Source organism: Azospirillum largimobile (genome assembly GCF_977007025.2).
Window position 1 is genome coordinate 350,402 of sequence record NZ_CDRMUA020000005.1, and the last position, 18,758, is coordinate 369,159.

Here is an 18,758-nt window from a genome sequence, read left to right on the forward strand (position 1 = left end):
TACCGTCAGCGATCCCGGAGACCGCCATCATGACTGCCTCTGCCTCCCGCCCCGACCTGTTCGACCGGCTCGTCGCCGAGGCACGGCCGGACTGGTCGGCCTATGTCGACCACGCCTTCGTGCGCGGGATGGGCGACGGGACGCTGCCGCAGGAGTGTTTCCGCCATTATCTGGTGCAGGATTACCTGTTCCTGATCCATTTCGCCCGCGCCTACGCGCTCGCCATCTACAAGGGCCGCGACCTGCGCGAGATGCGGGCGTCGCTGAACGGGCTGAAGGCGATCCTGGACGTGGAGATGGACCTGCATGTCGGCCTGTGCGCCGGCTGGGGCCTGTCGGCGACCGAGCTGGAACAGGCGGCGGAGGCCAAGGCGACGATGGCCTACACCCGCTATGTGCTGGAAACCGGCCTGCGCGGCGACCTGCTGGACCTGCATGTCGCGCTCAGCCCCTGCGTCATCGGCTATGCCGAGATCGGCCGGCAGCTGGCCGCGCTGCCGGGTGCCTTGGACGACGCCAACCCCTACCGCGCCTGGATCGCCGAATATGCGGGCGAGGCCTACCAGGAGGTGGCGCGGGCGGCGCGCGAGAATTTGGACAGGCTGGCAGCCGACGGGATGACGGAGGCACGCTTCCCCCGCTTGGCTACGGTCTTCCGGCAGGCCTGCCGGCTGGAAGCGGATTTCTGGGAAATGGGAATGACGCTGGCAGGGTGAGGTGGCGGTAACGAGAATTGTCGGCTTCGAATGCCCCCGCCCCATCCCTCCCCCGCTTCGCGGGAGAGGGGGTGGGACGCTTGTCGGCGTTACGAATGTGCCAAAGCGGCGGCAGTTCCCTCTCCCTCGAAGAGGGGGAGGGTTAGGGAGGGGGCAGGAGGGGCAGAGGACTGACGCGCCCCTTCACCCCATCGTGTGCTCCAGCAGAATCTTCGCCCCGAGCCCGATCAGCACCACGCCGCCGGCCATCTCCGCCCAGCGGCCCAGATGCGCGCCGGCCGCGCGTCCGATCAGCACGCCGCCGAACGCCACCGCGAAGGTCACGGCGCCGATCAGCGCCGATGTCGTCACCATGTCCACATCGACCAGAGCCAGGCCCGCGCCCACGGCGGCGGCGTCGATGCTGGTGGCGACGGCGGTGGTCAGCAGGGCCAGCCATTCGGCGCGCATGCTGCGCACCGGACCGCAATCCTCTTCGCCCTCATCCTCGCCGTCCATGATGGCGTTGCGCAGCATCGCGCCGCCGACGGCCAGCAGCAAGCCGAAGGCGATCCAGTGATCGACCGATTCGACGAGGCTGGCGAAGGCGATGCCGACGCCCCAGCCGACCAGCGGCATCGCGAACTGGCAAATGCCGAAGGCCGCGCCCACGCGCACCGCCTCGGGCAGGCCGGCACGGCGCGAGCAGGCGCCGCGGCCGAGTGCAGCGGCAAAGGAATCCATGGACAGGCTGAAGGCGAGCACGAGGGACGTGGCGATCATGGCTATTCCCGGGCCAGACAAACGCAGTGGAATCGAACGGACTCCGGCTGGCCGCGGAGATGCCCGATCCACTGGTCTCGCCGGGTCGGCCCGCTGGCCGCCGCGCGCGCCATGGCGGTAACGGCCGGAGGCCGGAACCATCCAAGTCTGTTGACGCGAACCCCGTCCGGTCCGAATGCCGGCGGGTGGCTACTCCCCAATGACGGCGGAAGTCCTACAGGGACTAGGGGCTTCGGTCAAGCGCCCGATTGCCGCAGGTGCGAATTGCGGCCGCGCAGGTAGGTGGCGGCCACCGAGCGGTCGTCGCCCAGCGTCACCTGGATGAACAGCTCCTCCTCCAGGTCGCCGTCGACCGCCTTCATGCGATGTCGCATAGCCGGCGTGGCGGCCGGGTCGAGAACGACGAGGTCGGCCCAGCGGCCGGGTTCCAGGCTGCCGATCTCGTCGGCCATGCCCAGCGCCTCGGCATTGCCGCGGGTCATCCAGTGCAGTGCTGCGAGCGCCGGCAGGTTCCGGCGCCGCAGCTGCAGCACCTTGTAGGCCTCCGCCGCCGTGCGCAGCATCGAATAGCTGGTGCCGCCGCCGACATCGGTGGCGATGGCTGTGCGCACCGGCCGCTCCGGCTTCGACAGGGCGTCGAGGTCGAACAGGCCGCTGCCGATGAACAGGTTGCTGGTCGGGCAGAAGACGGCGACCGACCCGCTTTCCGACAGCCGGCTCATCTCCGCCTCCGACAGATGGATGCAGTGGCCGAACAGCGAGGTCGGACCCAGCAGGCCGAAGCGGTCGTAGACGTCGGTGTAGTCGCGGGCGCCGGGGAACAGGCGGCGCACCTCGGCGATCTCGTCGGTGTTCTCCGAAAGGTGGGTCTGCATGTGGACGCCGGGATGCTCGCGCAGCAGCGCGCCCGCCGCCTCCAGCTGCGCCTCGGTCGAGGTGATGGCGAAGCGCGGGGTGACGGCATAGCGCTGCCGCCCCGTCCCGTGCCAGCGGCTGATCAGGGCCTTGCCGTCGCGGTAGCCGCTCTCCGCCGTATCGGTCAGGGCGGGCGGGGCATGGCGGTCCATCATCACCTTGCCGGCGATCAGCCCGGCGCCGCGCGATTCAGCCTCCGCGAACAGGGCGTCGACCGACTGCGGATGGACCGAGCCGTAGACCACCGCCGTGGTCGTGCCGTTGCGCAGAAGCTCGTCCATGAAGAAGGCGGCGTTGGCGGCGGCGTGGGCCGGATCGGCGAAGCGCTGCTCCTCGATGAAGGTGTATTTCTCCAGCCAGTCCAGCAGCTGCGCGCCGTAGGAGGCGATGACCTGGGTCTGCGGGAAATGGATGTGGGTGTCGATGAAGCCCGGCAGCACCAGCTTGCCGCCATGGTCGTCGACCGCCACCCCCTCCGGCACCCGGCCGCGCAGATCGGCCCAGTCCCCGACCTCCGCAATCCGCCCATCGGCCCCGACCAGCAGCAGCCCATCCTCGTGATAGCGCACGGCATCGAGGTCGCCCGGCCCGGCCGGCGCGCGGTGGAAGCTGAGCAGGCGTCCGCGGATGGCAGCGGACGCAGGGGAGACGATGGACTGGTTGGGCATGGGGTTCCGGTTGGCGATGAGTAAGAGGATTGGAGCGAGGATAACGCCCTCTCCCGCCCCGGGAGAGGGAGGGGACCCACGAAGTGGGGAGGGTGAGGGGGAATCCAAGAGCAATGAACCGCATGGCGCCTTGGATCACCCCTCACCCTTCCCACCGCTTCGCGGCGGGCCCCTCCCCTCTCCCGGGACGGGAGAGGGTTATTTCATGTCCCCCGACCACGCCGCCAACACCGCACGCTCCTGGGGCGTGATTCCTGTGATGTTGGCGGGGGGCATGGCGCTGCTGAAACCGGCCTGCAGGCGGATCTGCTCGGCATGGCGGCGGATGCCGTCGCCTTCCAGCACCACGCCGCGCGGCGGGGTGGCGATGCCGTCCCACACCGGCTGGGCGGCGTGACACATGCTGCAGCGGGTGGCAACGATCTCCTCGACCTGGGCATAGCCGACCTTCACCGGCGCGGCCGCGGCCGTGTCGCCGCTGGCAGGCCCCATGGTGCTGAGCCAGACGCAGCCCAGCATACCGGCGGCGGCAACGCCCCAGGTCCACCAGGGCGTCGGCTTGCCGGCATGGCGGCTGTTGAAGAAATGGCGGATCGCCGTGCCGACCACCAGCACCAGTGCCACCATCACCCAGTTGTAGCGGGTGGAGCTGACCAGCGGATAATGGTTGGACAGCATCAGGAAGACGACCGGCAGCGTGAGATAGTTGTTGTGCAGCGACCGCTGCTTGGCCTTCTTTCCCAGCGACGGGTCCGGCGTCTCGCCGCGCAGCATGGCGGCCACCGTCTTGCGCTGGTTGGGAATGATCAGCATGAAGACGTTGCAGGCCATCATGGTCGCCATCAGCGCACCGACCTGCAGCATGGCGCCGCGCCCGCTGAAGATCTTCGTCATGCCCCAGGCGGTCGCCACCAGCAACACGAAGCCGGCGACCGCGAGCGCCCCATCGTTGCGGCCCAGCGGCGACTTGCACATCAGGTCATAGGCGACCCAGCCCGCCACCAGCACCGCGACGCTGATCGCCACCGCCTGCCAGTGGCCGAGCGCCATCACGTCCTGGTCGATCAGGAACAGGTCGGCGCCGCGGTAATACAGCACGCACATCAGGAAGAAACCGCTGAGCCACGTCGCGTAGGATTCCCACTTGAACCAGGTCAGCTCCTCCGGCAGCTGCGGCGGGGCGACCATGTATTTGGTCATGTGGTAGAAGCCGCCGCCATGGATCTGCCACGCATCGCCCGCCGTCCCGGACGGCGCCCCCGCTCGGCGGCGCAGCGAGGCGTCGAGATGGATGAAGTAGAAGGACGATCCGATCCAGGCGATGGCGGTGATGACGTGCAGCCACCGCGCCAGGGCGTTGATCCACTCCCACAGGATGGGCTCCATCACGCGCACGCTCCTTCCGCTTAAGGTCCAGGCCGCTCAGGGTCCGGGCCGTTCTGGGTCCGGGACTGGACTCTCCGGCTTGGAGTCTACGGCGATTGTGCGGGTGCGGAAAACCGCGCTCGTATCCCAACAGCTTCAAAAAATGGCGAAAGATCGAAGAGCAATCGGAAGGACGTTCAGGTCCGCCATTGCTCAAGGCCGCGGCTACAGGGCAATCCGGGTCTGAATGCCGTCATATTCGGCCCGCAGGTGACCGGCCTCGTTGCGCTCGATCAAGCCCGCGTCGGCCAAAGCCTGCACGTCGGCGTGAACATTGCTGTAATCGCGCTTCAGCGCCGTCGCCAAGGCCCGCACGCTCGTCGTTGGATGGCGGTGCAAGTGGCGCAGCAACTCCAACCGCTTTCCGGTCAATGTCCGGGCCAGCGTTTCCCAATCCGCGAAGTTGATCGAGCTTTCCGGCTCGACCGGTTCGCCGCGCTCCACCCGATGGACGGCATCCGCAACCTCCGCCGCCATATCCCTCAGGCTTTGGCCGACCGTGATCTTCAGATCCGTCATAGCGGTTCCCCTCTCAAGGTCTCGATATCTGCCAGGAAGTCGCTCAGCAGGGTATCAATGTCGGTGAAGCAATAAGGCATTTCTTCCTTGCCGATGTGCTTGTGGTCTCCCTTGCCTCGTTCATTGTCGTAAGCCACAAGACGCTCGCCATTGAGGCCATAATACAAGCTGTACTTGAAACAATGCTCGCTCGGCGGCACCGGGGCAGTCACGAGCCACACCCGGAACTGCACGATGGCACCATCGGGCAGCACCATCTTTCGATCGCGCAGAAGCGTGGCCTTGGTCATCCCGGCAGCATGTCACACACCTTCTATGGCTTCAATCACCATATGGTGATGAACACCTTATTTCCCAACATTGCCCTCCCGATCCTCACCCCGCCAGTTCCGCCGGCACCGGAAGCTCCTCCCCCTCTTCGCGGCGGAGCATCCAGACCAGCCAGCGTTCGGTATGGATCAGGAGGCGCCGAGTCTCGATGCTGTTGCAGCCGCGGCTGTGTTCACGCAGCAGGCGAATGGCGCGGTGGATGGCGGATTGTGGATTGGCGGCGCGTTCCGGCACGGCGGCTTTCCTGGCGGGCGGTGAAGTCCGCCGACACATAGCGGACCGCTCCGCAACCAAAGCGTGATCTTTCTTGGCCGCGGACCTGTTCCAGCAGCACCGGCCGGTCTCGGAATTGCGCAGGGCCGAAACAATAGCGCAAGTGGAATTGGCAGAAATTTCAAAAGCATGGCGCAAATCCAGTTTCTGCCCGTGACAAGCACCCATGTCACTGCCCTGCGCGCTCTTGTCCCTATCTGTTGCATTTATCCAGTGTTATATCTTTTGGCCTAGGCCCGGTGTCTGGCCGCCGTCGTCATCACAGTCGTCCGTTCGCGCGCCTGCACTTCGCAAGGATCGAATCCCCATGACCAAGCGCCTGTCCGCCGGCATCCTCGGGCTTTGTACCGCCCTCCTCTGCGGCCTGACGGCGGCCATGCCGGTCCGGGCGGAGGAGCCGGCGTTGCGCATCGGCATCGCCCCGCACACCAGCGCCCGCGTCATCGTCGAACAGTACCAGCCGGTGCGCCGGGCGGTGGAGGAGGCACTCGGCCGGTCGGTGGAGATCGTGACGGCGCCCGATTTCACCGCCTTCGCCCGCCGCGCAGTCGACCAGGAATACGACGTCGCCGTCACCACCGGCCATCAGGCGCAGCTTCTGCGCAAGGACGCCGGCTATCTGCCGCTGCTGACCTACAAGGCGGACTTCCGTGCCGTGGTGGTGACGGCGGCCAAGGGACCCCATCAGACCGCGGATTCGCTGGCCGGCACCACCGTGCTGGGGCTCAGCCCGTCCTCGCTGGTGACGCTGTGGGGTCAGCGCTGGCTGGCCGACCGGACGCTGCCCAACATCCAACTCCGCTATGTCAGCGCCGCCGACAGCGTGGCCCAGCTGATCCTGGCCGGCGATGCATCGGCCGGCTTCATGTCGCTCGCCAACCGCGCCAAGCTGGCGCCGGAGGTGCAGGCCCAGCTCGCCACCATCGCGGAAAGCCCCCCGATGGCCGGCCGCGCCTACATGCTGAACGGCAAGCAGGCGGCGCTGCTGGAGCCGCTGCGCAAGGCCCTGTTCGCCTTCGGCGCGACGAATGAGGGAAAGACCTATTTCGACAGCAACCAGCTGGGCGGCTACCGTCCGGTCACCGACGCGGAGCTTGAGGCGATGGATCCGCTGGCGGACGAGGTGCGGAACATGCTGAAGGCCGGCAAATGATCCTGACCCGTCTGGCGCCCTGGAAGACCCTGCGCGGGCGCATGCTGGCCGCCGCGATGGCGGTCGAGGCGATCATGCTGACCCTGCTGGTCGCCAACAGCGTGCGCCTGCTCTACGGCAGTCTCGCCGAACAGGCCCGGCTGCACGCCGATCAGGTGGCCCCGGTGTTGAACGCCGCGCTGGTGGCGCCGCTGGCCCAGCGCGACTATGCGACCCTGCAGGCGGTCCTCGATGAAAGCCGATCCACCGGCGGCGTGCTCTATCTCGCCGTCAGCGACAGCAAGGGAAAGCTGGTGGCGATCAGCGGCTGGCCGCCGGACCGCCAGCTGCCCGATCCCGATCCGTCCCTGTCGCTGGACGGCAAGGACGGCGTCGCCCGCTACGACGTGGCGGTGCCGGTGTCGCTGGCCGGGCAAAGGCTGGGGGCGGTGCAGTTTGGGCTGGACCTGCTGCACATCGTCCAGGCGCGGCGCGACCTGCTGACCCAGGGCATCGCCATCGCCCTGTCGGAGATCCTGCTGTCGGCCGGCCTGCTGGCCCTGCTGGGCCTGTGGCTGACCCGGCATCTGGCGGCGCTGGCGCGGGCCAGCGAACGGGTGGCCGCCGGCGACTACAGCCCGCCGGAGCTGGCGGAGGGCGACGACGACATCGGCCGGCTGGGCGCCGCCTTCAACACCATGTCCCACGCCATCAAGGAGCGCGTCGACCAGCTGACCGTGGCCCTGGACGAGCAGGAGGCGCTCGCCCGCGACGTGGAGCAGGAACGCGCCCGCCTGTCCGCGCTGCTGTCGGCGATGGATTTCGGCGTGCTGTTCGTCGGCGGCGACGGCCGCATCGCCTATGCCAACCCGGCCTTCTCCGCCCTGTTCGCGGTCGCCGGCGCGCCGGTCGGCCACCGGCTGGACGAGACGCTGGCCACTGCCGGCAACGCCCCGCTGGACACCGACCACGCCCTGCTGTCGGCGGTGGATGCCGACGAGCGGCGCGAGATGACGTTGACCGACGGGCACATCGTCAGCTGGCACAATGTGCCGGTGCGCAACGCCGCCGGGACCGCCATCGGCAAGCTGTGGCTGTGCATCGACGTGACCGAGCCGCGCCGCGCCGCCGAACAGCTGCTCCAGGCCAAGGAGAAGGCGGAGGCCGCCAGCCGGTCGAAGACCGAATTCCTGGCGACCGTCAGCCACGAGCTGCGCACCCCGATGAACGGCGTGCTCGGCAACCTGACCCTGCTGGCCGACGGGCATCTGCCGGCGGAGGAGAAGCGGTTGGCCGGTGTCGCCCGCCGGTCCGCCGAGACGCTGCTGCGGCTGCTGGACGACATCCTCGACCTGTCGAAGCTTGAGGCCCGCCGCATCGACCTGGAGGAGGCCGACTGCGCCCTGCCCCAGCTGATCGACAGCGTGCTGGAGGTGCTGCGCCCCAACGCCGCCGACAAGGGGCTGGAGCTGTCGGCCCGGCTGATGCCCTCGGTGCCGGAGGTGATCGTCACCGACCCGGCCCGCCTGCGCCAGATCCTGTTCAATCTGGTCGGCAACGCCGTGAAGTTCACCGAGGAGGGCCACATCGCCGTCCGCGTGCGCCGGCTGGACCGCGATCCCGACGACCTGATCGACTGCCGCCATCCGGACTCCTTCGCGCTGGAGTTCGAGGTGGAGGACACCGGCATCGGCATCGCCCCCGAATCGGTGCCCACGCTGTTCGACCGTTTCACCCAGGCCGACAGTTCCATCACCCGGCGCTATGGCGGGACCGGGCTGGGGCTGGCGATCTGCCGCGACCTCTGCCTGCTGATGGGCGGCAGCATTAAGGTCGACACCGCTCCCGGCCGGGGCAGCGTCTTCCGTTTCACCGTCGTCGCCCGTCCCGGAGACCCGTCGGCCCTGCGCCGGGTCGATCCCTCGCAGTCCACGAGCGTCGGCGAAGCCGCCCGCGTCGCGGCATTGCCGCCGCTGCGCGTGCTGGCGGTCGACGACATCGAGGTCAACCGCGACATCGTCCGCGGCATCCTGGAACGTGCCGGCCACACCGTGGCGCTGGCCGCCGGCGGCGGGGAGGCGGTGCGCATGGTGCGCGAGCAGCCCTTCGACCTCGTGCTGATGGACATCCAGATGCCGGGCATGGACGGGCTGACCGCCACCCGCCGGGTGCGCGAGCTTGCCGACCCCAAGGGACAGGTTCCCATCCTGGCGCTGACCGCCCACGCCTCCGGCAGCTCGCGGCCGGAATGCCTGTCGGCGGGAATGAACGGTTTCGTCACCAAGCCCTTGCGCCCCGCCGCCCTCTTCGCCGAGATGGCGTCGGTGCTGGGCAAGGCGGCACCCCCTGCTTCGCCGCTTGCCGGCTCCGCTCATCAACCCGCCCATCACACCGCTGCCCCGAAGGCTGCCATGACCGATACGCAAGATGTCCCGGACAATGCTCCGGACCCGGGCCTTCTAGACGAGGAACAGGTCTCCCTCCTGCTGGAGGTGCTGACCGCCGAGGACTGGAGCGCCTCGCTGGACGGTTTCGCCGACAACGGCCGCAAGACCATCGACAGCATGATCGCCCAGGCCCGTGCCGGAGAGCCGCACAACCGCACGGCCCACACGCTGAAGGGCACCTCGCTGAACCTCGGCGCGGCGGCGCTCGGCCGGCTGGCGAAGGAGCTGGAACACGCCCCGTCCGCCGCGGTCCTGGCGCAGCAGAACCGGCTCTACGACCTGCTGGACCGCTCCCTGGCCGCACTGCGCCCCCGCCGGCCCCAGAATGCCTGAATGAGCGCCTGAATGGGCGCCTGAATGGGCGTCTGAACGGGTAGGCAGGCGGCCGGACTTGCACCAACAGGCAGTCCCGCACCCCACGTTCGGACAGGTATGCACGGCACAAAAGCCTTCCTGCGGCGTTGTCCATCCAGGACCACGACCAGAGAGGCGACATGAGCGAGCTTGCGGACGATCTCGACCGGCCGACCGGCTTGCGGACCGACAAGGTGCGCGCGACGGTGCGGGAACCCCTGACGGCGGCCGGCTTCCGGCCCATGGATCTGGGCGATGGCTGCCATGCCTGGTATCGGCGTTCCGACGACGGCAACCATGCGCTGATCTCGCACAACAACGCGCTCGACGGCGACCCGGCGGTCAGGGACTGGATCGTCGGCCAGTACGGTGAGCGCGGCGGCTTCGTCGAGGTCGGCGGCCTGCCGCTGTCCCGCGCGCTGGAAGGGGCGGACGTCCTGCCGTCGCCGGTTCGGCCGGACGGATCTGTGGTGGAAGCCCTCTATCCGTCTCTCCAACAAGCGCTTGATGATCTGGGGTGATAGTCCGGATGCAGCTTGCGGATGGCCCAATGGGCGATGACCAAGGTCAGGATGGACAAGCGGACGGCCGAACGGAAAAGCTCACGCCTGTTGCCGCATGGGATTTCGGTCCCCATCTGCGGCCTGACCATCGCCCAGACCAGCAGCGAGCCGCATGTCCATGGAAGCCGACCAGTCCAAGCCCTTGCGCATCCTGCTCGTCGAAGACGAGCCGCTGGTGGCCATGGCCATCGAGGATTCGCTGGAAGTCCAGAATGTCGGCGTCATCGGCCCGGCCGGCACCGTGGCCGAGGCGCTGGACCTGATCGCCAAGGGGGGGATCGACGCGGCACTGCTCGACGTCTCGCTACGCGGGGAGCGCGTCGACAGCGTCGCCGACGCGCTGAGCGCGCAGGGCATCCCCTTCGTCTTCACCACCGGCCATGGCGCCGCCGGCCTGCCGAAGGGCCATCAGGACCGCCCCGTCCTGACCAAGCCCTTCCGCGAGGTCGAGATGACCGACGCCATCGACCGCTACTTCCGCGGCGCCGCGTGACCGTTCATCAGCCTCGACCCGGGCAGCCTCAACCGGGGCGACCGTCGACGCGCGGCGCCAGCAGGACCGGGGCGTAGGCGACCAGATACAGGGTGAAGGCTGCGACCCAGCCATAGCCCGACCATTGCAGCGCCGCCCACACCCAGTCCACCGGCAGCAGCGGCGAGACGGTGCGGGCGACCGCCGCGACCGTCAGCAGCACATAGGCGGCGACCGTCACCCGCGTCACCACCAGCGGCCGCCCGGTGTGGCCCAGCGAGGCGCGGCTCATCACCGCCAGGATCAGCGTGGCGAAGGCGCCTACCGTCAGCGCATGGTTTCCCGCCGCGGCCGGCACGTCGGCAAACGCGTGCAGCCCGCGCAGCAGCAGTGCCACCGGCACCCACAGATACCCGACATGCAGGATCCACAGGATCGGCGAGCGCCAGGCCTTCCAGCCCTGCCAGCCGGCCAGCCGCGCGGTATGGGCCACGGCGGCGGCAAGCGCGATCAGCCCGGTGACCGCCGACTCAGGCGCGGCCATCGTCGCCGGGATCAGCGCCAGCGTCAGGACGAGGGTCGCCCGCTCCACCAGCGGCCAGGACCGCACGCCAAGACCGGCCCGGCCCAACCCGTTGCGGGTGAAGGCCGGCAGGATGCGCCCGCCGATCACCGTCACCATCATCAGAACGATGCCGAGGCCGAGCGCGAATCCGGCCTCCACCCCGCCGTCCAGCAGGCCCAGCCATTCCAGATGGATCAGCAGGTTGGCGGTGGTCAGCAGCCCCAGCAGGATCAGGAAGGCGCTGTTGCGCCACTTGCCGGCGGCCACCAGCGGCCGTGCGAGCGCCACGCCCAGCGCCGGCAGGAAGGCGATGTCGATCACCGCTGCCACCGGTTCCGGCACGCCGGCCCAGGGGAAGACGGCGACGCGGCCGGCCATCCACACTGCTGCGAGCGCCATCAGCGGAGCGCCCGCCACCGCCTTGGTGCCGGTCCAGCTCGGCACGGCGGTCAGCAGGAAGCCGGCGACGGCGGCCACCACCATGCCGAACAGCATCTCATGTGCGTGCCAGGCGCTGGCGCCGGCGGCATGCTGCGGCCATTCCCCGGTCACCAGCACGGCCAGCCAGGCGCCAAGCAGGCCGACGGCGGCCACGCCGCTGAACAGGAAGAAGAAACGGAAACCATATTGGAACAGGATCGGAATCGTGGGGCCGTCGTCGCGGCCGGCAAGACTGGGTGAGGACATGAACGGGGACTCCCCAAAACGGATGCTGCGGTGCAGGATTGACCGCCAGCGTGAGCCCGGAACCCCGTCCCTGCCTTGACGAAAATCAAACGCATTCGCAAGCTCCTCCCCCACCCTCTCACGGTTCCCTGCCCACGGATCGACCGTTTGAAGCCCCTCTCCCTCGATGGGAGAGGGGTTGGGGTGAGGGTGGCGCCGGTGCATACCGGCCGGAAACCTGTTCTGTACCAGTGTCGTACGTATGTTTACCCCTCACCGAGTATCTATACCCCTCACCCCAACCCCTCTCCCGCAAGGGGAGAGGGGCTTTAAACGGTCGCTTTGCCCATGCCCCGTCCCGACAGCCTGTCCCTGCGTGAGGCCCGCCGCATCGCCATCGCGGCGCAAGGCTTCGCCAACACTGTCCTCGAAGACGCTTCAACCGCCGCTGCGGTGGAGGCCCGCCATGCCCGGCGCATGATCGGCCGGCTGGGGCTGGTGCAGATCGATTCCGTCAATGTGCTGGTGCGCTCCCATTACCTGCCGCTCTTCTCGCGCCTGGGACCGTACGAGGCGGCGCTGCTCGACCGGCTGGCCTATGGCGGCAAGCGGCGGGCGCTGTTCGAATATTGGGGCCACGAGGCCTCGCTGATCCCGGTGGAGCAGCAGCCGCTGTTCCGCTGGCGCATGGCGCGGGCAGAACGCGGCGAGGGCATCTATGGCGAACTTGCCCGCTTCGCCGTCGAGCGCCGCGCCTACATCGACTCCGTCCTGGCGGAGGTCGCGTCGCGCGGGCCGATGGGCGCCTCGGAACTCAGCGAGGCCGGGCGCGGAGCCGGCGGCTGGTGGGGCTGGAGCGACGGCAAGCGGGCGCTGGAGTACCTGTTCTGGGCCGGTCTCGTCACCACCGCCGGACGGCGCGGCTTCGAGCGGCTCTACGACCTGCCGGAGCGGGTGCTGCCCGCCGCCATCCTCGACACCCCGACACCGGAGGAGGCCGAGGCCCAGCGTGCCCTGCTGCGCATCGCCGCCCGCGCCCATGGCGTGGCGACGATGAGCGACCTGCGCGACTATCACCGGCTGGAGGTTGCCGACGCCCGCCTGCGAATCGCCGAGCTGGTGGAGGCCGGCGAGCTTCTGCCGGTGACGGTGGAGGGATGGGAGCGCACCGCCTACGTCACCGCCGACCTGCGCATCCCTCGCAAGGCGCCGGCCCGCGCCCTTCTCTCCCCCTTCGATTCGCTGATCTGGGAGCGGCAGCGCACCGAACGCCTGTTCGGCGCCCGCATCCGGCTGGAGATCTACACCCCCGCCCACAAGCGGGAGCATGGCTATTACGTGCTGCCCTTCCTGATGGACGAGCGCATCGCCGCCCGTGTCGACCTGAAATCCGACCGCAAGGCCTGCACCCTGCTGGTCCAGGCCGCCCACACCGAACCCCACGCCCGTCCCGAGACCGTCGCCCCGCACCTGGCGGCGGAACTGCGCCGGCTGGCCGGATGGCTGGGGCTGGAACGGGTGGCGGTGGCCGGCGGCGGCGATCTGACGCCGGCTTTGGCGGGGGCGTTGGCGCAGACTGGAGCAGACGCTTCGCTCACTCCAGATGGTCCAGCGGCAGTCGGGTCTCGAACTTGACCTCCTTCAGGGTGACGCTCGATTTGACGTGCGACACCGCGGGGATGGAAAAGATGCGCTCGCTGAGGAAGCGGCCGTAATCCTCGGTGGTCGGCACGACGATGCGCAGCAGATAGTCGGCGTCGCCGGTGACGGCGAAGCATTCCAGCACCTGCGGCATGCCGGCGATGGCGCTCTCGAACTGTTCGACCGCGTTCTCCTTATGGCGTTCCAGCGTGACATGGGCGAAGACGCACTCGCCGAGCCCCAGCTTGCGCGGGTCGAGCTGGACCGTGTAGCGGCGGATGACGCCGATGTCCTCCATCGACCGCACCCGGCGCCAGCAGGGGGAGGCCGACAGGCCGACGGTGTCGCCCAACTCCTGCATGGTCAGGCGGGCATTCTCCTGCAGGGCCGCCAGGATCCCCTTCTCATGCCGGTCGAGCTTGATCGTCGCCATTCCGTCTCTCTTCAATCCGCGCCGGAAACCATCATCTAGGGGAACATATGCCGGGCGGACAGCGACTGCGAGTCCCCCCGGCGCAACCAATCGGCCCGTCCGGTGTTCTCCGGTTGGGCAGACGCAGGAGGATGGGTGTGTTCGACTGGATCGTCAGGATGGTGGAGCAGACCGGCTATCTCGGCGTGGCTCTGCTGATGTTCGCGGAGAACCTGTTTCCGCCCATTCCATCAGAGCTGATCCTGCCGTTGGCCGGCTTCACCGCCGCTCGCGGGGACATGAGTCTGCCACTGGTGGTGGTCGCCGGCACGGCCGGCGCCCTGGTGGGCGCGCTGTTCTGGTATGTGATCGGCCGCTGGGTCGGCTGCCGCCGGCTGAAGCATTGGGCCGAACGCCATGGCCGCTGGCTGACCATCAGCCCCGACGAAGTGGACGAGGCCGCTTCCCATTTCCGCGAGCATGGCGGGCGGGCGGTGCTGATCGGCCGGATGATCCCGGCGGTGCGCACGCTGATCTCCATCCCCGCCGGCGTGTCGGAAATGGCGCTGGCGCCCTTCCTGCTCTACACCACCCTGGGCACCGCGATCTGGACGACCTTCCTCGCCACCGCTGGCTATCTACTGGAGGACCGGTATCAGCAGGTTTCCGGCTGGCTGAACCCGGTGTCCAACATCGTCGCGGTGGGCATCGCCCTCTGGTACGTCTACCGGGTCGCCACCTTCGGCCGGCGGACGTCCAAGCAGCCGGCGGAATAGCAGGTTCCGTTTCCGCCCAGAGGAATTCCGCCCAGAGGAAAACTCCCCCGCCCCGGCTGGACGGCGCCGCCGGCCGCATGCTCTCCCTGGTGGGTCCGACCGCCAGCGGGAACATCAGCCCATGACCTCCACCCCAACCGTCATCCTCGTCCACGGCGCCTTCGCCGACGGCTCCTCCTGGGGCCGGGTGATCCCCCGCCTGCAGGCGGAGGGGCTGGCGGCGGTCGCGGCGCAGAACCCGCTGGTCTCGCTCGACGACGATGCCGCCCATGTCCAGCGCGCCATCGACCGGACGAAGGGGCCGGTGCTGCTGGTCGGCCATTCCTGGGGCGGGGCCGTCATCACTCAGATCGGCGATCAGGAGCGGGTGAAGGGGCTGGTCTATGTCGCCGCCTTCGCCCCCGACTCCGGACAGTCGCCGAACGACACGCTGAAGCCCTTCCCGCCATCAGCCGGCCTGTCCGGCGTCTCGGTCGACAAGGGCCGTTTCCTGACCCTGACGCCGGAGGGCATGGCCCGCAACTTCGCCCAGGATCTGGCACCGGAGGAGGCCGCCCTGCTGGCCGCCACCCAGGGGCCGGTGGCTGCCGCCTGCTTCGCCACCAGGGTCACGGCCGCCGCCTGGAAGGCCAAGCCCGCCTGGTACATCGTCGCCACGCAGGACCGCATGCTGCCGCCGGACTTCCTGCGCGCCACCGCCGCGCGCATCGGCGCCCGCAAGGTGGAGGTCGAGAGCGGCCACGCCCCCCACCTGTCCCGCCCGGACGCGGTGGCGGCGGTGATCGTCGAGGCGGCGCGCGCGGCGGTCTAGACACCGCTCCGCAGCGCTCCCGGCGTGGTGCCGCGCCGGCGGCGCAGGCTGCGGGTCAGTGCGCTCTGGTCGGAAAAGCCGACAGCCAACGCCACCTCCGCCAGCGGCAGATCGCCGGTACGCAGCAGCGCCTCCGCCCGGTCCAGCCGCAGCTCGGCCAGCCGGCGGGCTGGGGTGGTGCCGGTCTGCGCCCGAAAGCGCTCGTGGAAACGGCTGGGTGCCAGCCCGACCGCGGCGGCCAGTTCCGCCACCGTCAGCGGCTCCTCGCACCGCTCCGCCATCAGGGCCAGGGCGCGCTCGACCGGGTCGTCCGGCAGGGCGGGCGTGGGCCGACGCGATTCCAGGGCGCGCAGCAGCAGCCCGGCCGCATGGTGCGCCAGCACCGGGTCGAGCGGCCGGTCGGCCGCCTCCGCCGCCAGATAACGCACCAACCCATCAAGCGCCGTGTCGATGGGGAAGAAGGCGTCGCAGACACGTACTGCGGTCTCCGGCACCAGCCCTCCCACCGGCACGTCCAGCACGACGAAACGGTTGGTCCCGGCGCTGCGGAAGCTGTGCGGCATCCCGTCTGCCACCAGCACGCCGCGCCCGTCGCCCACCCGCCCGCAAATGCCGGCGACCTCCATGTCGAGGGTCCCGGCGATGGGCAGGACGATCTGGTGATGATCATGCGCGTGCCGCCGCTCGAACCCGTCGTAACTGCGGGTGCTGACGCTCGGCCGATGCGGGGACGCCACGCCGTCGGACTCCTGGGGAGCGGGTTGAAGCGGCCATGCTACGCCGTCAGCCCCCATGCGTACAGGCACACGTACGAGTCCTTCTGCCGGTTCCCTCCCCCGGAGAGCCGGTCAATTCCGGCCGGAGCCCCGGTCAAGACAACCTTCCGTCCACCGGTTATGGTCGCCCGATCCACGCCAACCGATCGACAGTGACCATGCCCGCTCCGTCAGCCGCCACCACCAGCCCCGCCCTGCCCGACCGCCGGGCCGTCAACCGCGCCACGCTGGTCGGCTTCACCGCCATCCTGATGTGGGCGACGCTGGCCCCGCTGGCGACGCTGGCCTCGATGGTGCCGCCGTTCCAGCTGGTGGCGAGCTCCTTCCTGCTGGCCTTTCTGGTCGGCAGCGCCTGGACGGTGCTGCGCGGCGACAACCCGCTGCGCTATTTCCGCCAGCCGCCGGCCGCCTGGGCGCTGGGGGTGGGCGGGCTGTTCGGCTTTCACTTCCTCTATTTCATGGCGCTGCAGGCGGCCCCGCCGGTGGAAGCCAACCTGATCAACTACCTGTGGCCGCTGCTGATCGTGCTGTTCTCAGCATTGCTGCCGGGGGAGCGGCTGCGGGCGTGGCATGTCGGCGGCGCCGTCGCCGGGCTGGCGGGCACCGCGCTGCTGATCGCCCGTGGCGGGAGCGGCGGCCTGGGGAGCGGGCTTTCCATCGATCCGGCGCATCTGCCGGGCTATGCCGCGGCCCTGGGCAGCGCCGTCACCTGGGCCGGCTATTCGGTGCTGCGCCGCCGGCTGGGCCAGATCGGCGAGGCGCCGACCGACGCCGTCAGCGCCTTCTGCCTCGCCACCGCGATCCTGTCGCTGCTCTGCCATCTGGCATTGGAACAGACGGTGTGGCCGGAGACCGCCGCCGGCTGGGGAGCGATGCTGCTGTTGGGGCTGGGTCCGGTGGGGGCGGCCTTCTTCGTCTGGGATTACGGCGTGCGCCATGGTGACATCCGGGCGCTGGGGGCGCTGTCCTATCTGGCGCCGCTGCTGTCGACCCTGCTGCTGGTCCTGTTCGGCCTCGCCGCCAATTCGGGGATCATCTGGGTGTCCTGCGCCCTGATCGCCGGCGGCTCGCTGCTGGCGAGCAAGGACCTGCTGCAGCGGAAATCCTCTTAGGCCTCCGCCCCTTGAGCCGCGGTGGCGACGTCGTGGCGGGCGCGGTCGCCGGTCGCCAGGCCGTTGAAGTACCAGTTCAGCGCCACCGCCGTCAGCGTGCCCAGCAGGATGCCGCTGTGCAGCAGCGGCGACAGGAAGGACGGCATCTGCGAGAAGAACTTGTCCGACACCAGCGGGATCAGCCCGACGCCGACGCTGACCGCCACGACGATCAGGTTCTCGCGCCGGTTGGCGTAATCGACCTGCGACAGGATCCGCACGCCGGTCGCCGCCACCATGCCGAACATCACCAGCCCGGCGCCGCCCAGCACGAAGGCCGGGACCGACGCCACCACATGGGCCAGCTTCGGCAGCAGACCCAGCAGAAGCAGGATCAGCCCGCCCGCCGCACAGACCCAGCGGCTGCGCACGCCCGTCACCCCGACCAGCCCGACATTCTGCGAGAAGGAGGTGTAGGGAAAGGTGTTGAAGACGCCGCCGATCAGCGTGCCCAGCCCGTCGGTGCGCAGGCCGCGGACCAGATCCTCCTGCGTTACCGGCCGGCCGACCATATCGCCGACGGCCAGGAACATGCCGGTCGACTCGATCATCACCACGATCATCACCAGCGACATGGTGAGGATGGCGACGGGGTCGAAGACCGGCAGGCCGAACTGGAAGGGCTGGACCAGCGCCACCCACGGCGCCTCTGCCAGACCGTTGAAATTGACCATGCCCAGCGCCATCGCCAGCACCATCCCGGCCACCAGCCCCAGCAGCACCGCGACGTTGCGGACGAATCCGCGGCCGTGCTTTATCAGCGCCAGGATCGTCACCAGCACGAAGGCGGCGACACCCAGGAAGGCCGGGTCGCCGAAGCGCGGATTGCCCACCCCGCCGCCGGCCCACCCCACCCCGACCCGCATCAGCGAGATGCCGATGATGGCGATGACGCTGCCGGTCACCACCGGCGGAAACAGCGGCAACAGCCGGCCGACCAGGGGAGCCGCCACCATGGCGAAGACGCCGGACCCGATGACCGCGCCATAGATCCCCAGCAATCCCAGCGACGGGTTTGCCGCCATCGCCACCATCGGCCCGACGGCGGCGAAGGTGACGCCCATCATGATCGGCAGCCGGATGCCGAATCGCCAGAACCCAACCGCCTGGATCAGCGTGACCACGCCGCAGGCGAAGAGGTCGGCGTTGATCAGCATGGCGACCTGGTCCTTGGGCAGCTTCAGCGCCCCGCCGATGATCAGCGGCACCGCGATGGCCCCGGCATACATCACCAGCACATGCTGCAGCCCCAGCGCCAGCAGCCGCCAGGGCGGCAGCACCTCGTCGACGGGATGGGCGGCTGTCTTGTCGGTGGCGCGTGTCATGGCGCTGGCCTCGCTGTCCTGTGGTACGGCACCGCGATGCATGGGCCGTGCCGCGTCGC

The 18,758-nt window shown here is 69.2% G+C and carries 19 protein-coding genes and 1 riboswitch; of the genes, 9 read left to right on the forward strand and 10 right to left on the reverse strand.

The features are described 5' to 3' along the window. The first annotated feature begins 29 nt into the window (after positions 1-29). Positions 30-716 (forward strand): thiaminase II, encoded by a 687-nt coding sequence (gene tenA, locus ACWPKK_RS26340; RefSeq protein WP_452010331.1) that lies wholly within the window; start codon positions 30-32, stop codon positions 714-716. 183 nt (positions 717-899) lie between these two features. Here the strand turns inward: tenA and ACWPKK_RS26345 are convergent, their stop codons facing one another. The 6 genes from ACWPKK_RS26345 to ACWPKK_RS26370 all read right to left on the reverse strand — a co-directional run bounded on the left by ACWPKK_RS26345 (position 900) and on the right by ACWPKK_RS26370 (position 5,569). Continuing rightward, the gene (locus tag ACWPKK_RS26345) at positions 900-1,478 is read right to left on the reverse strand and encodes a manganese efflux pump MntP (protein ID WP_324870934.1); all 579 of its coding nucleotides are present in this window, start codon (positions 1,476-1,478) and stop codon (positions 900-902) included. Positions 1,479-1,561: 83 nt separating this feature from the next. Continuing rightward, a riboswitch (yybP-ykoY riboswitch) is annotated at positions 1,562-1,688 on the reverse strand. Positions 1,689-1,714: 26 nt separating this feature from the next. Beyond that, positions 1,715-3,061 carry a guanine deaminase gene (gene guaD / locus ACWPKK_RS26350; RefSeq protein ID WP_452010334.1) on the reverse strand — a complete coding sequence of 449 codons (1,347 nt, stop codon included), beginning with the start codon at positions 3,059-3,061 and terminating at the stop codon, positions 1,715-1,717. 198 nt (positions 3,062-3,259) lie between these two features. Then, entirely contained in the window at positions 3,260-4,447 is a 1,188-nt protein-coding gene (locus ACWPKK_RS26355; RefSeq protein ID WP_452010774.1) for a urate hydroxylase PuuD, read from the reverse strand. 204 nt (positions 4,448-4,651) lie between these two features. Beyond that, on the reverse strand, positions 4,652-5,005 hold the full coding sequence (locus ACWPKK_RS26360; RefSeq protein ID WP_324870932.1) for an HVO_A0114 family putative DNA-binding protein: 354 nt from the start codon (positions 5,003-5,005) through the stop codon (positions 4,652-4,654). Then, entirely contained in the window at positions 5,002-5,295 is a 294-nt protein-coding gene (locus tag ACWPKK_RS26365; protein WP_452010336.1) for a toxin-antitoxin system TumE family protein, read from the reverse strand. Before ACWPKK_RS26365 ends, ACWPKK_RS26360 begins: the two co-directional genes overlap by 4 nt. Positions 5,296-5,380: 85 nt before the next feature. Further along, positions 5,381-5,569, reverse strand: a complete 189-nt coding sequence (locus ACWPKK_RS26370) for a hypothetical protein (protein ID WP_452010338.1) — start codon at positions 5,567-5,569, stop codon at positions 5,381-5,383. A 346-nt stretch (positions 5,570-5,915) separates the two neighbouring features. Between ACWPKK_RS26370 and ACWPKK_RS26375 the strand changes: the two genes are divergently transcribed. The 4 genes from ACWPKK_RS26375 (at position 5,916) to ACWPKK_RS26390 (ending at position 10,597) form a co-directional block, all read left to right on the forward strand. Then, the gene (locus ACWPKK_RS26375) at positions 5,916-6,761 is read left to right on the forward strand and encodes a phosphate/phosphite/phosphonate ABC transporter substrate-binding protein (RefSeq protein WP_452010341.1); all 846 of its coding nucleotides are present in this window, start codon (positions 5,916-5,918) and stop codon (positions 6,759-6,761) included. Beyond that, the gene (locus ACWPKK_RS26380) at positions 6,758-9,520 is read left to right on the forward strand and encodes an ATP-binding protein (RefSeq protein ID WP_452010343.1); all 2,763 of its coding nucleotides are present in this window, start codon (positions 6,758-6,760) and stop codon (positions 9,518-9,520) included. Before ACWPKK_RS26375 ends, ACWPKK_RS26380 begins: the two co-directional genes overlap by 4 nt. Positions 9,521-9,681: 161 nt before the next feature. Next, entirely contained in the window at positions 9,682-10,062 is a 381-nt protein-coding gene (locus ACWPKK_RS26385) for a hypothetical protein (RefSeq protein ID WP_452010345.1), read from the forward strand. A gap of 154 nt (positions 10,063-10,216) precedes the next feature. Beyond that, positions 10,217-10,597, forward strand: a complete 381-nt coding sequence (locus ACWPKK_RS26390) for a response regulator (RefSeq protein ID WP_324870926.1) — start codon at positions 10,217-10,219, stop codon at positions 10,595-10,597. Positions 10,598-10,625: 28 nt separating this feature from the next. Here the strand turns inward: ACWPKK_RS26390 and ACWPKK_RS26395 are convergent, their stop codons facing one another. Continuing rightward, the gene (locus ACWPKK_RS26395) at positions 10,626-11,828 is read right to left on the reverse strand and encodes an NnrS family protein (protein WP_452010348.1); all 1,203 of its coding nucleotides are present in this window, start codon (positions 11,826-11,828) and stop codon (positions 10,626-10,628) included. A gap of 327 nt (positions 11,829-12,155) precedes the next feature. Between ACWPKK_RS26395 and ACWPKK_RS26400 the strand changes: the two genes are divergently transcribed. Further along, on the forward strand, positions 12,156-13,442 hold the full coding sequence (locus tag ACWPKK_RS26400) for a winged helix-turn-helix domain-containing protein (RefSeq protein ID WP_452010350.1): 1,287 nt from the start codon (positions 12,156-12,158) through the stop codon (positions 13,440-13,442). Here the strand turns inward: ACWPKK_RS26400 and ACWPKK_RS26405 are convergent. Beyond that, the gene (locus tag ACWPKK_RS26405; RefSeq protein ID WP_149223014.1) at positions 13,402-13,881 is read right to left on the reverse strand and encodes an Lrp/AsnC family transcriptional regulator; all 480 of its coding nucleotides are present in this window, start codon (positions 13,879-13,881) and stop codon (positions 13,402-13,404) included. The two genes, ACWPKK_RS26400 and ACWPKK_RS26405, sit on opposite strands and share 41 nt — an antisense overlap. Positions 13,882-14,018: 137 nt before the next feature. Between ACWPKK_RS26405 and ACWPKK_RS26410 the strand changes: the two genes are divergently transcribed. After that, positions 14,019-14,636, forward strand: coding sequence for a DedA family protein (locus ACWPKK_RS26410; protein WP_452010354.1), 618 nt, complete (start codon positions 14,019-14,021; stop codon positions 14,634-14,636). Positions 14,637-14,757: 121 nt separating this feature from the next. Beyond that, complete coding sequence (locus tag ACWPKK_RS26415; RefSeq protein WP_452010357.1) at positions 14,758-15,447, forward strand: alpha/beta fold hydrolase; 690 nt, start codon at positions 14,758-14,760, stop codon at positions 15,445-15,447. On the opposite strand, the gene ACWPKK_RS26420 is transcribed toward ACWPKK_RS26415, so the two are convergent. Then, positions 15,444-16,184 carry a helix-turn-helix domain-containing protein gene (locus ACWPKK_RS26420; protein WP_452010359.1) on the reverse strand — a complete coding sequence of 247 codons (741 nt, stop codon included), beginning with the start codon at positions 16,182-16,184 and terminating at the stop codon, positions 15,444-15,446. The genes ACWPKK_RS26415 and ACWPKK_RS26420 overlap by 4 nt on opposite strands. Before the next feature lie 197 nt (positions 16,185-16,381). Here ACWPKK_RS26420 and yddG point away from each other — a divergent pair, with 197 nt between their 5' ends. Beyond that, positions 16,382-17,335: an aromatic amino acid exporter YddG gene (gene yddG / locus ACWPKK_RS26425; protein ID WP_452010361.1), complete on the forward strand. Its 954-nt coding sequence runs from the start codon at positions 16,382-16,384 to the stop codon at positions 17,333-17,335. On the opposite strand, the gene ACWPKK_RS26430 is transcribed toward yddG, so the two are convergent. Beyond that, positions 17,332-18,699: a nucleobase:cation symporter-2 family protein gene (locus ACWPKK_RS26430; RefSeq protein WP_452010364.1), complete on the reverse strand. Its 1,368-nt coding sequence runs from the start codon at positions 18,697-18,699 to the stop codon at positions 17,332-17,334. The two genes, yddG and ACWPKK_RS26430, sit on opposite strands and share 4 nt — an antisense overlap. Between the last annotated feature and the right edge of the window lie 59 nt (positions 18,700-18,758).

Excerpts from the sequence above, each read along its gene's own strand:
- tenA (WP_452010331.1), top strand. The coding sequence starts at position 30 with ATGACTGCCTCTGCCTCCCGCCCCGACCTGTTCGACCGGCTCGTCGCC.
- ACWPKK_RS26345 (WP_324870934.1), bottom strand. The coding sequence starts at position 1,478 with ATGATCGCCACGTCCCTCGTGCTCGCCTTCAGCCTGTCCATGGATTCC.
- guaD (WP_452010334.1), bottom strand. The coding sequence starts at position 3,061 with ATGCCCAACCAGTCCATCGTCTCCCCTGCGTCCGCTGCCATCCGCGGA.
- ACWPKK_RS26355 (WP_452010774.1), bottom strand. The coding sequence starts at position 4,447 with ATGGAGCCCATCCTGTGGGAGTGGATCAACGCCCTGGCGCGGTGGCTG.
- ACWPKK_RS26360 (WP_324870932.1), bottom strand. The coding sequence starts at position 5,005 with ATGACGGATCTGAAGATCACGGTCGGCCAAAGCCTGAGGGATATGGCG.
- ACWPKK_RS26365 (WP_452010336.1), bottom strand. The coding sequence starts at position 5,295 with ATGACCAAGGCCACGCTTCTGCGCGATCGAAAGATGGTGCTGCCCGAT.
- ACWPKK_RS26375 (WP_452010341.1), top strand. The coding sequence starts at position 5,916 with ATGACCAAGCGCCTGTCCGCCGGCATCCTCGGGCTTTGTACCGCCCTC.
- ACWPKK_RS26380 (WP_452010343.1), top strand. The coding sequence starts at position 6,758 with ATGATCCTGACCCGTCTGGCGCCCTGGAAGACCCTGCGCGGGCGCATG.
- ACWPKK_RS26385 (WP_452010345.1), top strand. The coding sequence starts at position 9,682 with ATGAGCGAGCTTGCGGACGATCTCGACCGGCCGACCGGCTTGCGGACC.
- ACWPKK_RS26390 (WP_324870926.1), top strand. The coding sequence starts at position 10,217 with ATGTCCATGGAAGCCGACCAGTCCAAGCCCTTGCGCATCCTGCTCGTC.
- ACWPKK_RS26395 (WP_452010348.1), bottom strand. The coding sequence starts at position 11,828 with ATGTCCTCACCCAGTCTTGCCGGCCGCGACGACGGCCCCACGATTCCG.
- ACWPKK_RS26400 (WP_452010350.1), top strand. The coding sequence starts at position 12,156 with ATGCCCCGTCCCGACAGCCTGTCCCTGCGTGAGGCCCGCCGCATCGCC.
- ACWPKK_RS26405 (WP_149223014.1), bottom strand. The coding sequence starts at position 13,881 with ATGGCGACGATCAAGCTCGACCGGCATGAGAAGGGGATCCTGGCGGCC.
- ACWPKK_RS26415 (WP_452010357.1), top strand. The coding sequence starts at position 14,758 with ATGACCTCCACCCCAACCGTCATCCTCGTCCACGGCGCCTTCGCCGAC.
- yddG (WP_452010361.1), top strand. The coding sequence starts at position 16,382 with ATGCCCGCTCCGTCAGCCGCCACCACCAGCCCCGCCCTGCCCGACCGC.
- ACWPKK_RS26430 (WP_452010364.1), bottom strand. The coding sequence starts at position 18,699 with ATGACACGCGCCACCGACAAGACAGCCGCCCATCCCGTCGACGAGGTG.